Below are 13497 nucleotides of genomic sequence, written 5' to 3'. Positions count from 1 at the left end.
TGTTGGCACTCCCGAACCGTCGTGCAAATCGGCTACGCTGCGCGCTGCCTCTCAGGTGGAGATATAAAAAAGTGAACCGTTTCCTTCCAACATTGCTCCTGGCCGGCGGCGTTCTCGCGTCCAGCCCGGGCTTTGCCCTCCAGATCGTCAGCCTCTCGCCCCAGGGCGAAGTGGCGCGGGTTCGGCAGGTGGTCGCCAAGTTCGACCAGCCGGCCGTCAACTTCGGCGACCCCAAGGCCCCCGCCCCGCTCGCGGTGAGCTGCAACGACGCGCAGGCCGCCAAGGGCAACGGCCGCTGGACCGACGCCAAGGCCTGGGTCTACGACTTCGAGAACGACCTGCCGCCCGGCGTGCGCTGCACGGTCACCCGCATTCCCACCTTCAAGCCCGCCTCGGGCGAGCTCACCGGCCCCGAGCGCTATCAGTTCAACACCGGCGGCCCCTTCGTGCGCAACTACATGCCGGGCAGCTACAGCCGCATCGACGAGCAGCAGATGTTCATGCTGGAGCTCAACGGCGCGGCCACGCTGGAGAGCGTGCGCCAGAACGTCTGGTGCACGGCCGACGGCGTGGGCGAGCGCATTCCCGTCAAGCTGCTCGATGGCGAGCAGCGTGCCGGCCTGCTCAAGGCCTTCGGCCGCGAGAAGTCGGCCGAGAAAGACCCGCTGCGCTTCATCACGATGCAGTGCAACCGCACGCTCACGCCCGGCGCCAAGGTGCAGGTCGTCTACGGCAAGGGCGTGGCCACGCCCTCGGGTGTGGCCAACAACGTGGAACGCCGCCTCGAATTCCAGGTACGCGAGCCCTTCGCGGCTTCGTTCACCTGCGAGCGCGAGAACGCGCAGGCCGCCTGCCTGCCGCTGCGCCCGATGCAGCTGCAGTTCAACGCGCCCGTCACGCGCAAGCTGGCCTCGCAGATCCAGCTCAAGGGCGACAAGACCATCAAGGCCAAGCTGGACAACGAAGGCGGTTCGCAGAGCGACGACGACGTGGTCAACAGCGTGAGCTTCGAGCCGCCGCTGGCCGAGAGCGCGCAATACAGCATCGAGCTGCCCTCCAAGTTCGAGGACGCCTCGGGCCGCCCGCTGGCCACGCCCGGCAACTTTCCGATGAAGGTGGCGACCGGCGCGATGCCGCCGCTGGCCAAGTTCGCCGCCTCGCCCTTCGGCGTGGTCGAGCGACTGGCCGAGCCGGACACGCCGGCGATGATGCCGGTCACCGTGCGCCGCGTGGAGCCGAAGCTGATGGTGAACGCGCTCACGCCCGGCAAGGTGAGCGACATGAACCCGAAGACCGACGCGGAAATCATCGCGTGGTTCCGCAAGGTGCGCCGCTACGACAACTTCACCGTCTCGCGCGAACAGGCGCGCAAGGACGTGAAGGGCCCGCTGCCCCCGGTCATCGACAAGGACGACCGCACCACGCTGCAGACCCGCATGCTGTCGCTGCTGGCCGGCCAGCCGGGCGTGAAGGCGCTCGACATGCCCAAGGCCGACTCGGGCGATCCGCGCCCCTTCGAAGTCATCGGCATCCCGCTGACGCCGGGCTTCCACGTGCTCGAGATCGCCTCGCAGAAGCTGGGCGAGGCACTGCTCGACGAGCGCTACAACGCCGGGCGCACGATGTACGTGCGCACCACCGCGCTGGCCACCAACCTGGCGGTGCACTTCAAGCTGGGCCGCGAGAACTCGATGGCCTGGGTCACCACGCTGGACAAGGGCAAGGTCGTCGCCGGCGCCGAGGTGCGCGTTTCGAGCTGCGACGGCAAGGCCGTGGCCAGCGGCACCACCGACGCCAACGGCGTGGTCATGCTCGGCGGCGTCTCGCCGCAGGCGCCCTCGTGCAACGGCCCGAACGAATACGACAGCGGCGCATGGTTCGTCAGCGCCCGCGCCAAGGACGAGAAGGGCGTGGAAGACCTCGCCTTCACCTGGAGCGACTGGCAGCGCGGCATCGAGCCCTGGCGCTTCAACGTGCCCACCAGCCTGCAGGCCGAGGCCGACCGCGTCGCCCACACCATCTTCGACCGCACGCTGCTGCGCGCCGGCGAGACGGTGTCGATGAAGAGCCTGATCCGCACGCAGACCAGCAAAGGCTTCGGCCTGCCCGAGAACCGCCCCGACACGCTGGTCATCACCCACGTGGGCAGCGGCCAGCGCTTCACCCAGCCGCTGAACTGGCGCAAGACCGCCACCGGCGGCCTGAGCGCGGAGAACAGCTTCGCCATTCCGCCGGCCGCCAAGCTCGGCGTGTACGAGGTGATGCTGCGCAGCGGCAAGGGCAAGGACGCCAACGGCGAGGGCGAAGGTGAGGACGACGACGGCTACGGCCGCAGCTTCTCCACCGGCAGCTTCCGCGTCGAGGAGTTCCGCCTGCCCGTGCTCGAGGGCCGCATCGCGCCCACGGACAAGAAGCCGCTGGTGGCCGCCACCAGCGTGCCCGCCGACGTGCAGATCAACTACGTCTCCGGCGGCGGCGCAGCCAACCTGCCGGTGCGCGTGTCGGCCATGGTGCGCGGCAAGAGCCTGAGCTTCTCCGACTACGACGCCTTCAGCTTCAACCCGCCGCGCGCCTCGCAGGGCGACGGCAGCGAGGCGGCCACGGCCGTTTCCGCCGCGGCCGAGGCCGGCTCGGGCGAGGAAGACCTCAACAGCGTGAACGACACCCGCGTGATCGCCGACAAGCTGCCGCTCACGCTGAACAAGGACGGCGCCGGCAAGGTCACCATCGACAAGGTGCCGAAGGTCAAGGCTGCGCGCGAACTGCTGCTCGAAGCCACGTACGCCGACCCGAACGGCGAAGTGCAGACCATCCGCAGCACGCAGACGCTGTGGCCGGCTTCCGTCATCGCCGGCATCAAGACCGAGGGCTGGGTCTCCACCGCCCAGAAGCTGAAGTTCCAGGCGCTCGCGCTCGACCTCTCGGGCAAGCCCCAGGCCAACGTGACGCTCAACGTGCGCGCGGTGGCGCGCATCACCACCACCAGCCGCAAGCGCATGGTGGGCGGCTTCTACACCTATGACAACAAGACCGAGACGAAGGACATCGGCACCGTCTGCAGCGGCAAGAGCGACGCGCGCGGCCTGCTGCTGTGCGAATCGGAGCTGAAGGAAGCCGGCGAGGTCGAGCTCATCGCCAGCGCCACCGACAGCGAAGGCCGCGACGCCCGGGCAGTGAGCTCAGTCTACGTGACCAAGCAGGGCGAACTCTGGTTCGGCGGCGAGGACAACGACCGCATCGACGTGCTGCCCGAGAAGAAGAGCTACCAGCCCGGCGAGATCGCCAAGTTCCAGGTGCGCAGCCCCTTCCGCTTCGCGACCGCGCTGGTCGCTGTGGAGCGCGAAGGCATCATCGAAACCCACGTGGTCAAGCTCGACGGCAAGGACCCGACCGTCACCCTCGAGGTGAAGCCCGAGTGGGGCCCGAACGCCTACGTGAGCGTGCTCGCGCTGCGCGGCCGCCTGCGCGAGGTGCCGTGGTACAGCTTCTTCACCTGGGGCTTCAGGTCGCCGCGCGAGTGGTGGACGGCCTTCTGGTACGAAGGCAAGGAATACGTGGCGCCGACCGCCATGGTCGACCTGAGCAAGCCCGCCTACCGCCTCGGCATGGCCGAGATCCGCGTCGGCACGCGCGCCCACCAGATCGACGTGACCGTCACCAGCGACAAGCCCAGCTACCCGATCCGCAGCAAGGCGCAGGTCACCATCAGCGCCAAGCTGCCCGACGGCAAGCCGGCGGCAGGCGCCGAAGTGGCGCTGGCGGCGGTCGACCAGGCCCTGCTGGAGCTGATGCCCAACGACAGCTGGAACCTGCTCAACGCGATGCTGCAGCGCCGCAGTTGGGGCGTGAGCACCTCCACCGCGCAGATGGAAATCGTCGGCCGGCGCCACTACGGCCGCAAGGCCGTGCCCGCGGGCGGCGGCGGCGGCAAGGGACAGACACGCGAACTGCTCGACACCCTGCTCGTGTGGAACCCGAAGGTGGTGCTCGACGCCAACGGCCAGGCCGTGGTGACGGTGCCGCTGAACGACGCGCTCACCACCTTCAAGATCGTGGCCGTGGCCGATTCGGGCACCAACCTGTTCGGCACCGGCCAGGCCAGCATCCAGGCCACGCAAGATTTGCAGATCATCAGCGGCCTGCCCCCGCTGGTGCGCGAGGACGACCAGTTCCGCGCCCAGATCACGCTGCGCAACACCACGCAGAAGCCGATGAAGGTCGAGGCCACGCCGCGCGCCACCCTGCTCACGCTGGAGCCGCAGACGGTCGACATCCCGGCCGGCGAGGCCCGCGAGGTGGCATGGACCGTGACCGCGCCTGCGCAGCTCGGGCAGACGCGCGCCGAAGCCATCCTGTGGGAGATCGAAGCGAAAGACACCCTCGGCGGCGCACGCGATGCGCTGAAGGTGCGCCAGCGCATCGTGCCCTCGGTGCCGCTCACGGTGCAGCAAGGCACGCTGGTGCAGGTCGACGGTCCGTTCACGCTCGACGTGGCGCCGCCGGCCGACGCCCTGCCCGGCCGCGGCGGCCTGAAGCTCTCGCTGCAACCCAAGCTGGCCGAAGGCCTGCCGGGCGTGCGCGACTGGTTCGCCAACTACCCCTTCATCTGCCTGGAGCAAAAGACCAGCAAGTCGGTCGGCCTGCGCGACGCGAAGATGTGGCAGGGCGTGTTGGCGACGCTGCCGACCTATCTCGACAGCGACGGCCTGGCCAGCTACTTCCCGCCGCGCGACGGCGAGGCCAACCGCGGCAGCGACATCCTCACCTCGTACCTGCTCGCGGCGACGAATGAAGCGGCCCAGCTCAACCCCGCCTTCGCGCTCGCCGACGACGTGCGCGCGCCGATGGAGTCGGGCCTGATCGCCTTCGTCGAAGGCCGCATCACGCGCGACTTCTGGAGCCCGCGCAAGGACCTCGACGTGCGCAAGCTGGCCGCGCTCGAAGCGCTCTCGCGCTACGGCAAGGCCCGTGGGTCAATGCTCGGCAGCATCACCATCGCGCCGAACCAGTGGCCCACCAGCGCGGTGATCGACTGGCTCAACATCCTCAAGCGCGTGAACGACGTGCCTCAGCGCCAGCAGCGCCTGGACGAGGCCAACAACGTGCTGAAGGCGCGCCTGTCCTACCAGGGCACCAAGCTGATCTTCAGCACCGAGCAGGACGACTACTGGTGGTGGCTGATGACCAACGGCGACGTCAACACCGCCCGCCTGCTGCTCAGCGTGATGGACGACCCGGCCTGGAAGGACGACATCGGCAAGCTCGCCAACGGCTTCATCGGCCGCCAGCAGAACGGCGCCTGGCACACCACCACCGCCAACCTGTGGGGCGGACTGGCGCTGGAGAAGTTCAGCAAGGTGTTCGAGAGCACGCCGGTGGCCGGCGTCACCGCCGCCACGCTCGGCGCGGTGAAGGCGCAGGTCGACTGGAGCAAGGTCGAGCGCGTGAAGACCAGCGACGCGACCGGCGCGCCCAACCAGAGCACCTTCTTCGGCGCACCCGCCTCGCCGGGCAACCTGAAGAACAACACGATGTTCCTGCCGTGGGCATCGTCGCCGTCTGGAGCCCCCGTGCGCGACACGCTGCTGATCACGCAGCAGGGCACCGGCAAGCCGTGGCTCACGCTGCAGTCGATCGCCGCCGTGCAGCTGAAGGCGCCGTTCGCCGCCGGCTACGCCATCAAGAAGACCATCACCCCGGTCGAGCAGGCCACCGCCGGCAAGTACACGCGCGGCGACGTGCTGCGCGTGACGCTGGAGGTGAACGCCAGCGCCGACATGACCTGGGTCGTCATCAGCGACCCGATCCCGGGCGGCGCCACCATCCTCGGCGGCGGCCTGGGCCGCGACTCGCAGATCGCCACCCAGGGCGAGAAGAAGTCGGGCGCCGGCTGGCCGGCCTTCGAGGAACGCAGCTTCGAGGCCTTCCGCAGCTACTACGAGTACCTGCCCAAGGGTGTGGTGAAGATGGAGTACACCGTGCGCCTGAACAACGTCGGCGACTTCGCCCTGCCACCCAGCCGCGTCGAGGCGATGTACGCGCCCGAGATGTTCGGCGAGGCGCCGAACGCGCGGGTGAAGGTGGAAGCGGCGAAGTAAGCATCGCCAGGTACGGTGGAGGAGCGGCGGCCGGTCATCGCTCCTTCACCGGCCGCCGTCACCATCGCGGCGAACCAACAACCTGGAGGAAAACACCATGGGCCTGGCTGTCTGCGTCGGCATGCTCGCCGAACTGCTCGAGGACGATCCCGAAAGCGCCGAGGGCTTCGAGGAAGAACTGGCCGAAGTCAACCGCGTGCTGGCCGCCGCGGGGCTGCCCCCGCACACCGAACCGCGCGGCCCCCTCGAACTCGACTCGCGCGCCTCGATCGACGGTTTTCCCTATTCCTTCATCCACTACCTGCGCCGCGCGTACGCCCACCGCGTGCTGGCGCCCGACTGGGTCGCCACGCCGCTGGCTGACGACGTCGATCCCACGGCCGATCCGAAGATCCAGGCGCTGCTGGACGGCTCGGAAAGCCATCTGCTGTGCCACTCCGATGCCGAAGGCTTCTACGTTCCCATCGACTTCCAGGAAGTGCTGTTCGACGGTGACGGCAGCGACGAGGATGAAGAAGAAGACGACGCACAGGAAGAAGCGGACGAGGCCGAAGGCGACGCGGACCTCGAAGAACTGAGCGGCCTGCCCGGCGGCATGCTCGGTTCCTCCCAGCGCCTGCTCGAGGAACTCGTGTTCGTCGCTCCCGCCCTGGGCATCCGCCTCGAGAACGGCAAGCTCTCCGACGAGGAAGCCGAACGCATCGATGCACTCATCGACGACGACAACGGCCTGTACCGCGAATACGTGTCCTGGCTGCTGCTGTACGAATCGGCGCGGCTGAGCATCGAGCACAGGACGGCGATCGTTTTCTGCTGAATCGCCAGAGAATGCGCGGCATGGAGGCTCCACGACTTCACTCATGAGCTTTGCCACCACACTGCGCAGCTACTTCTCCCTGGCCTTCCGCTGGCAGCGCGGCCGCCAGGGCACGGGCTACGACAAGATGCTGCTGCTCACGGCGCGCTGGCCGCTGCCGTTCGACAGCTACCTCATCCGCTACCCCGAGGGCTCGGAGATTCCGCCGCACACCGACCCGGTGCAGGCCGGGCGGCACTACCGGCTGAACGTCGTGCTGAAATCGCCACGCTCGGGTGGCGAGTTCGTGTGCGCCACGCCGATCTTCGCGACGCGGCGCATCAAGCTGTTCCGCCCCGATGCCTGCGAGCACAGCGTGACGCGGGTGGTAGGCGGCAGCCGCTATGTGTTCTCGCTCGGCTGGGTGTTGCCGGGCAGGTCCGACGCTGGAGAAAGGCCGCCGCCATGAAGCAGATGCTGCTGGAGATCCGAACCTACCGGCTCAAGCCCGGCACCCTCGATGCCTTCCACCAGGCCATGCACGAACGCGCCGTGCCGATGCTGCGCGGCAAGGGCATGGACGTGGTCGCCTACGGCAGGTCGGACCACGAGGAGGAGACCTACCACCTTGTGCGAGCCTATGCCGACCGCGCAGCGCTCGAAGCCGGGCAGGCCGCGTTCTACGGCTCCCCGGAATGGCGCGAGGGCCCGCGCGGCGCGCTGGTGGACCGCATCGAGACCTACCTGAACACCTTGCTGTGGGCCTCGCCCGAAGCAGTAGACAGCATGCGCGCGCTCAACGGCCCCGCTTCCTCCTGAGAAAGAAAAGCCGGCGAAAGACAGCCACCGCAGGCCTAAACTGCGCCCCCGGTCGTCGTTCATTCATTCGCTCGCTCGTTCCCTCTCAACGTTCGCAGGAGAAACCCATGAACACCAAGGAAATCGCCGACAAGCTCGTGGCGCTATGCAAGGACGGAAATTTCGAAGGCGCCCAGGTGCTCTATGCGCCCGAGGCCGTGAGCGTCGAGGCCAGCGCCCCGCCCGGCCAGGCGCGCGAGGCGGTCGGCCTAACGGCCATCAGGGCCAAGGGCGAGTGGTGGACCGCCAATCATGAAGTGCACTCCATGCAGGTTGCCGGCCCGTGGCCGCACGACGACCGCTTCATCGTCGGCTTCCGCTTCGACGTGACGATGAAGGCCAACGGCCACCGCTTCACCATGGAGGAAATGGCGCTCTACACCGTCAAGGACGGGAAGATCGTGCGGGAAGAGTTCTTCTACGACGCCGGCTAGCAAGCGGCTGCTCCCCCCAATGCCGGTACGGATCCGGCGGACGGCAAGTTCTCGTGCAGGCGCGACGCGGGCAGAATGCCCGCAGGTGCCCCATGAACACAAGATTTGTAGAAGCCTTCCTCTGGGCCGCCCGGCTGGGCAGCTTCCGCGCGGCGAGCGACCGGCTCCACATCACGCAGGCGGCGGTGTCCAACCGCGTCGCCTCCCTCGAAGAAGACATCGGCGCACGCCTGTTCGAACGCGACGCGCGCGAACTGCGGCTCACGCCCGTGGGCGTGCGGCTGATGGACTACGGCGAACGCCTGCTCGAGCTGCGCCGCGAGATCGTCTCGCTCGGCCGGCCGCGCGAAGACATCCTGGGGCTGGTGCGCATCGGCGCCATCGAAACCGTGGTCCACACCTGGCTGCTGGGCTTTCTCACCAACCTGCGCTCCACCTACCCGGGCATCGAGGTGCAGCTCACCTCCGAGACCACGCTGGCGCTGCACCGCGGCCTGCGCGAGGGCGCGCTCGACATCGCGCTGCAGACCGACCACATCGCCGGCGCGGGCATCGTGAGCACGCCCTGCCTGCCGATGCCCATGGGCTGGGTGGGCGCGCCCGGCGCCGAGCCCGTACAGACGGTCGAACAACTGCTGCGACAACCCGTGCTCACGATGAGCCCCGGCTCGCAGCCGCACGAGGCGCTGAAGAACCTGTTCCGCGCGGCGGGCATTCCGCTGGGCAAGGTGCATTGCGTGAGTTCGATCTCGGCGCTGGCGCGGCTGGTGAAGGCGGGCTTCGGCAACGCGCTGGTGCCGCTGCCGCCCTGCTATGAATATGTGGCGGCCGGCGACGTGAAGATCATCGAGTGCGACGCGCTCATCTCGCCGCAGCGCATCGTGGTGAGCCACCTGGAAGCCGCCGACTCCGACGCCATCCGGCTCGTGGCCGAACTGGCCTGCCGGGCCTCCGACCAGTTCACGACATCGGCTGTCGCACCAACCTGGAGCACGGCCTCAGAGGGTTAACCCTCGGTTTGGCGCATTTCGGCCCCGAAAAGGGGCCAGTAATTCTTGTGGCTGTCGCCCAGAAAAACTCGTTTGTGACAGCCCGACCCTGCGACGGAAGATCGCGCCTTCATTTTTCGAAGGCCCGCCTCTTCTTCCGCCGCCATGAACACACCTGACTCCTCTTCCTCCGCAACAGCAGTGAACGGCCTGCTGTTCGTCGCTTCCGGCGTCGACCCAGCCGACGAGGCCGACTTCAACCGCTGGTACGACCGGGAGCACGTGGAAGAGCGTGTGCGCATTCCCGGCTTTCTCTCGGGCGCGCGCTACTTCTCGCTCGAGGGCGGCCGCAAGTACCTGGGGCTTTACCGCACCGAGTCGCTGGCGGTGTTCGGCTCGCCCGGCTACCGCGCCGCGTTCGAGAAGCAGACGCCGTGGTCCGTCGCCAATCTCGACCGCATGCGCCAGCCGATGCGCCGCGTGTGCGCGGTGCGCGCCGTCACCGGCTTCGGCAGCGGCAGCCACGTGGCCGTGCTTCCGCTCGTGGCCGCCGCCGATGCCGAGGCGCAAGTGGCGCACGCCGCCGGCATCGGCGCGCAACTGCGCAAGGAGCAGGCAGGCTTCGTGCAGTCGTACCTGCTCGTGCCCGACGCCGCGCTCAGCACGCCGCTGCCGCGCGAATCCACCGAAGGCCGCGTGCTGCAGCCGCTGCTGGTGATCGAGACCAGCAGCGAAGCCGCCGCCCGCGCGGCGCGCGCCACGGCCGCCGCCGCATTCGACGCCGAGCCCGCCCACGGCTGGCTGCTCGCGCTCGGCTGGAAGCTGACAGCGGCCGAGCTGGCCTGACGCGGCGGCCATCCGCCCCCTCTCACCTCATCTCTCACCGAACAAAGGCATCCGATGACCGAACATGTTCTTCCCGCCGCGGGCTCCGCGGCACCCGGGCAGGCCGCCCCTGCTTCCGCCAAGATGGGCCGGCTGGCCATGGCCAGCTCCATCGGCACCACGCTGGAGTGGTACGACTTCACCGTCTACAACATCATGGCGGCGCTGGTCTTCAACGCGGTGTTCTTCCCCTCGTTCGACCCGCTCACCGGCACCATCCTCGCGTTCTCGACCTACGCGGTCGGCTACATTTCGCGCCCGCTGGGCGGCGTGGTGTTCGGCCACCTCGGCGACCGGCTGGGCCGGCGCTTCGTGCTGGTGGCCACGCTGGTCATCATGGGCGTCTCCACCGGCCTGATGGGCCTGCTGCCCACCTACGCGAGCTGGGGCATCTGGGCACCCGTCGCGCTGGTGGCACTGCGCTTCGTGCAGGGCGTGGCGCTCGGCGGCGAATGGGCCGGCGCGGTGCTGCTGTCGATGGAGCACGGCAAGCCCGACGAGCGCGGCCGCAACGCCTCGTTCACGCAGGTGGGCCCCTCGTGCGGCACGCTGATCGGCACCGGCTTCATCGCCGCCGTGTCGGCCTGGCTGAGCCCGGAAGACTTCCAGAACTGGGGCTGGCGCATTCCCTTCATCTCCAGCGTGGCGCTGGTGCTGTTCGGCCTGTGGCTGCGCCGCGGCGTGGACGAAACGCCCGTCTTCCGCGAGATGGAGGAGAAGAAGGCCACCGCCAAGACGCCGATCAAGGAAGTGCTGACGCAGCACTGGCGCCGCCTGCTGGTGGCCGGCGGCTCGCGCATCGGCTCCGACGTGCTGTATGCGCTGGTGGTGGTGTTCACGCTGACCTACGTGACCACCGTGCTGCACCTGTCGCGTCCGCTGGCGCTCACCGCCACGATGATCGGCGCGGCCGGCAACGCCATTGCCGTGCCGTGGTTCGGCAGCCTGTCGGACCGCATCGGCCGCCGCCCGGTCTACATCGCCGGCGCGCTGCTGGGCATGGTCTGGGCCTTCGTGTTCTTCGTGCTGATGGACAGCGCGCACCCGGTCGCGATCTGCGCTGCTGTGGTGGTGGGCCTGCTGATCCACGCGATGATGTACGGCCCGCAGGCCGCCTTCGTCACCGAGCAGTTCCCCGGCCGCGTGCGCTATGCCGGCGCTTCGCTGGCGTACACGCTGGCGGGCATCCTGGGCGGCGGCTTCGCGCCGCTGATCATCGCGAGCCTGTTCAAGTCGTGGGGCAGCACGGTGGCCGTGTCGTTCTACGTGGTGGCCGCGCTGGGCGTGACGCTGATCGCCCTGCTGGTTGCGCGCGAAACCGCCAAGCGCCCGCTGGAGAGCTGATCGATGACGACGACGAACAACATGAATTCACGATTGCGCTTCGCCTGCGAAAGCATCGCCGAGGACGGCACGCGCTCCACCTCCTTGCACCTGGTCGCGCCGCGCGCGCTGGTGGTGGCGGGCTGGACCGGGCGCGACATCGCCGCCATCGAACACCACATCGAGGAACTGGCCGAACTCGGCGTGCCGCGCCCTTCGAGCGTGCCGTTGTACTACCGCGTGGCGGCCCAGTTGCTGACGCAATCGAGCGCCATCGAGGCGCTGGGCGACCGGAGCTCCGGCGAGGCCGAGCCGGTGCTGTTCTTCTCGCAAGGCGAGTGGTGGCTGAGCGTGGCCTCGGACCACACCGACCGGCAGGTCGAGAGCTACTCGGTGGCCGTGTCGAAGCAGATGTGCGGCAAGCCCGTGGCCGAGACCGCATGGCGCTGGCGCGACGTGCAGGCGCACCAGGACACGCTGGAGCTTCGCTCGCGCATCCTGGAGGACGGCCGCTGGGTCGACTACCAGCGCGGCACGCTCGCATCGATCCGCCCGCTGGCCGGCCTGCGCGACGGCATGCCCGGCGCAGGCTCCGCGCCCGAGGGCCTTTTCATGACCTGCGGCACGCTGGGCGCGCTGCCCAACGCCAAGGGCGAAGGCATCCGGCCCGCGACGCAGATGGAGATCGAGCTGCACGATGCGAAGCTGCAGCGCCGCATCGTGCATCGCTATGCGGTGGAAGCACTACCGGTGGTGGCGTGACGATGACGATGAAGAACGGCAACACCATCGCGGCGCTGCGCGGGCGCATCGCGCGCGGCGAGCTCTCGCACGAGGCGCTGATCGACGAAGTGCTCGAAGCGGCCGGACAGCCTGCCGCGCAGCATGTCTTCACGCGCACCTACGCCGACGCGGCCCGCGCCGCCGCACGCCATGCCGATGCGGCACGCAAGGCCGGCATCGAGACGGCACCGCTCGCCGGCCTGCCGGTGTCGGTGAAGGACCTCTACGACGTGGCCGGCGAAACCACCATGGCGGGCTCCGCCGTCTGCGAAGGCGAGGCACCCGCGGCGCACGACGCGACCGCCGTGGCGCGGCTGCGCGCACAGGGCGCAGCCATCGTCGGCAAGACCAACATGACGGAGTTCGCCTTCTCGGGCGTGGGCATCAACCCGCACTACGGCACGCCGCGCAATCCGGTCGACACGCAGACGGCGCGCATTCCGGGCGGCTCGTCGTCCGGCGCGGCGGTGTCGGTGGCGCTCGGGCTCGCGGTGGCGGGGCTGGGCTCGGACACGGGCGGTTCCATCCGCATTCCCGCCGCGCTGTGCGGGCTGGTCGGCTTCAAGAGCACGCAGTCGCACGTGCCGCGCACGGGCGCCTTCGAACTCGCGCGCTCGCTCGACACGGTGTGCGCCATGGCGCGCAGCGTGGAAGACTGCCTGACCGCCGATGCCGCCATCGCCGACGTGCCGCTCGCGGTGCGCCACCGTCCGCTGCAGGGCATGCGCCTGGCCGTGCCGCGCACGCTGGTGTTCGACGACATCGAACCCGCCGTGGCGCGCGCCTTCGACCGCGCGCTGCAGGCGCTCTCGGCCGCGGGCGCGCAGGTCGTGGACATCACGCTGGCGGAACTGGCCGAGATCGCCAGCGTCAACGCGCCCGGCGGCTTCTCGCCGGTGGAAGCCGCCGCCGTGCACCGCGAGCGCTTCGCCGCGAAGCGCGACGGATTCGACGCGCGCGTGGCCGCCCGCATCGCGCTGGGCACCGAGGTGCGCGCCGCCGACTACATCGCCATGCAGGACCGCCGCCGGGACTGGATCGGACGCGTCGAGCGCGCCATCGAAGGCTTCGACGCGCTCGTGTGCCCGACCGTGCCCATCGTCGCGCCGCCTATCGAGGCGCTGGCGGAAGACGCCGCCTTCTTCAGGGCCAACGGCCTGCTGCTGCGCAACACCTTCGCGATCAACCTGCTCGACGGCTGCGCCTTCAGCCTGCCCTGCCATGCGCCGGGCGATCTGCCGGTGGGCCTGATGCTGGCCTCGGTGCGCGGCGACGACGCGCGGCTGGCGGGGGTGGCGCTGGCGGCCGAGGCCGCGCTGCAGCGGTGAACA

The 13497-nt window shown here is 69.2% G+C and carries 10 protein-coding genes; all 10 read left to right on the top strand.

Annotation, left to right across the window (positions count from 1 at the left end; all coding sequences use genetic code 11):
* The first annotated feature begins 71 nt into the window (after positions 1-71).
* The 10 genes from ABL843_RS07765 (at position 72) to ABL843_RS07720 (ending at position 13494) form a co-directional block, all read left to right on the top strand.
* Complete coding sequence (locus ABL843_RS07765; RefSeq protein ID WP_418119492.1) at positions 72-6098, top strand: alpha-2-macroglobulin family protein; 6027 nt, start codon at positions 72-74, stop codon at positions 6096-6098.
* A 97-nt stretch (positions 6099-6195) separates the two neighbouring features.
* Positions 6196-6915, top strand: a complete 720-nt coding sequence (locus tag ABL843_RS07760; protein WP_184635453.1) for a hypothetical protein — start codon at positions 6196-6198, stop codon at positions 6913-6915.
* A gap of 43 nt (positions 6916-6958) precedes the next feature.
* The gene (locus ABL843_RS07755; protein WP_126022605.1) at positions 6959-7363 is read left to right on the top strand and encodes a 2OG-Fe(II) oxygenase; all 405 of its coding nucleotides are present in this window, start codon (positions 6959-6961) and stop codon (positions 7361-7363) included.
* Positions 7360-7713 carry an NIPSNAP family protein gene (locus tag ABL843_RS07750; RefSeq protein WP_126022604.1) on the top strand — a complete coding sequence of 118 codons (354 nt, stop codon included), beginning with the start codon at positions 7360-7362 and terminating at the stop codon, positions 7711-7713. The genes ABL843_RS07755 and ABL843_RS07750 overlap by 4 nt, the downstream gene beginning before the upstream one ends.
* A gap of 107 nt (positions 7714-7820) precedes the next feature.
* Positions 7821-8186 (top strand): SnoaL-like domain-containing protein, encoded by a 366-nt coding sequence (locus ABL843_RS07745; RefSeq protein ID WP_418119491.1) that lies wholly within the window; start codon positions 7821-7823, stop codon positions 8184-8186.
* 92 nt (positions 8187-8278) lie between these two features.
* Positions 8279-9196 (top strand): LysR family transcriptional regulator, encoded by a 918-nt coding sequence (locus ABL843_RS07740; RefSeq protein ID WP_126022602.1) that lies wholly within the window; start codon positions 8279-8281, stop codon positions 9194-9196.
* 144 nt (positions 9197-9340) lie between these two features.
* A complete protein-coding gene (locus ABL843_RS07735; protein ID WP_418119490.1) occupies positions 9341-10021 on the top strand; it encodes a hypothetical protein in 681 nt (226 codons plus the stop codon).
* A gap of 54 nt (positions 10022-10075) precedes the next feature.
* Positions 10076-11404: an MFS transporter gene (locus ABL843_RS07730; protein ID WP_369659289.1), complete on the top strand. Its 1329-nt coding sequence runs from the start codon at positions 10076-10078 to the stop codon at positions 11402-11404.
* Positions 11405-11407: 3 nt separating this feature from the next.
* The gene (locus ABL843_RS07725) at positions 11408-12145 is read left to right on the top strand and encodes a DUF2848 domain-containing protein (protein ID WP_418119489.1); all 738 of its coding nucleotides are present in this window, start codon (positions 11408-11410) and stop codon (positions 12143-12145) included.
* A 2-nt stretch (positions 12146-12147) separates the two neighbouring features.
* Positions 12148-13494 carry an amidase gene (locus ABL843_RS07720; protein ID WP_418119488.1) on the top strand — a complete coding sequence of 449 codons (1347 nt, stop codon included), beginning with the start codon at positions 12148-12150 and terminating at the stop codon, positions 13492-13494.
* Positions 13495-13497 lie beyond the last annotated feature (3 nt).

It is taken from the genome of Variovorax sp. 350MFTsu5.1, from assembly GCF_048302515.1.
Lineage (GTDB): Bacteria > Pseudomonadota > Gammaproteobacteria > Burkholderiales > Burkholderiaceae_C > Variovorax > Variovorax guangxiensis.
The sequence above is the reverse complement of the archived record's forward strand: the minus strand, read 5'-3'. Positions and strand labels throughout refer to the sequence as shown.

Bases quoted from the DNA above. Each gene is read 5' to 3' on its own strand.
- ABL843_RS07730 (WP_369659289.1), top strand. From the start codon at position 10,076: ATGACCGAACATGTTCTTCCCGCCGCGGGCTCCGCGGCACCCGGGCAG.
- ABL843_RS07750 (WP_126022604.1), top strand. From the start codon at position 7,360: ATGAAGCAGATGCTGCTGGAGATCCGAACCTACCGGCTCAAGCCCGGC.
- ABL843_RS07755 (WP_126022605.1), top strand. From the start codon at position 6,959: ATGAGCTTTGCCACCACACTGCGCAGCTACTTCTCCCTGGCCTTCCGC.
- ABL843_RS07720 (WP_418119488.1), top strand. From the start codon at position 12,148: ATGACGATGAAGAACGGCAACACCATCGCGGCGCTGCGCGGGCGCATC.
- ABL843_RS07740 (WP_126022602.1), top strand. From the start codon at position 8,279: ATGAACACAAGATTTGTAGAAGCCTTCCTCTGGGCCGCCCGGCTGGGC.
- ABL843_RS07760 (WP_184635453.1), top strand. From the start codon at position 6,196: ATGGGCCTGGCTGTCTGCGTCGGCATGCTCGCCGAACTGCTCGAGGAC.
- ABL843_RS07745 (WP_418119491.1), top strand. From the start codon at position 7,821: ATGAACACCAAGGAAATCGCCGACAAGCTCGTGGCGCTATGCAAGGAC.
- ABL843_RS07725 (WP_418119489.1), top strand. From the start codon at position 11,408: ATGACGACGACGAACAACATGAATTCACGATTGCGCTTCGCCTGCGAA.
- ABL843_RS07735 (WP_418119490.1), top strand. From the start codon at position 9,341: ATGAACACACCTGACTCCTCTTCCTCCGCAACAGCAGTGAACGGCCTG.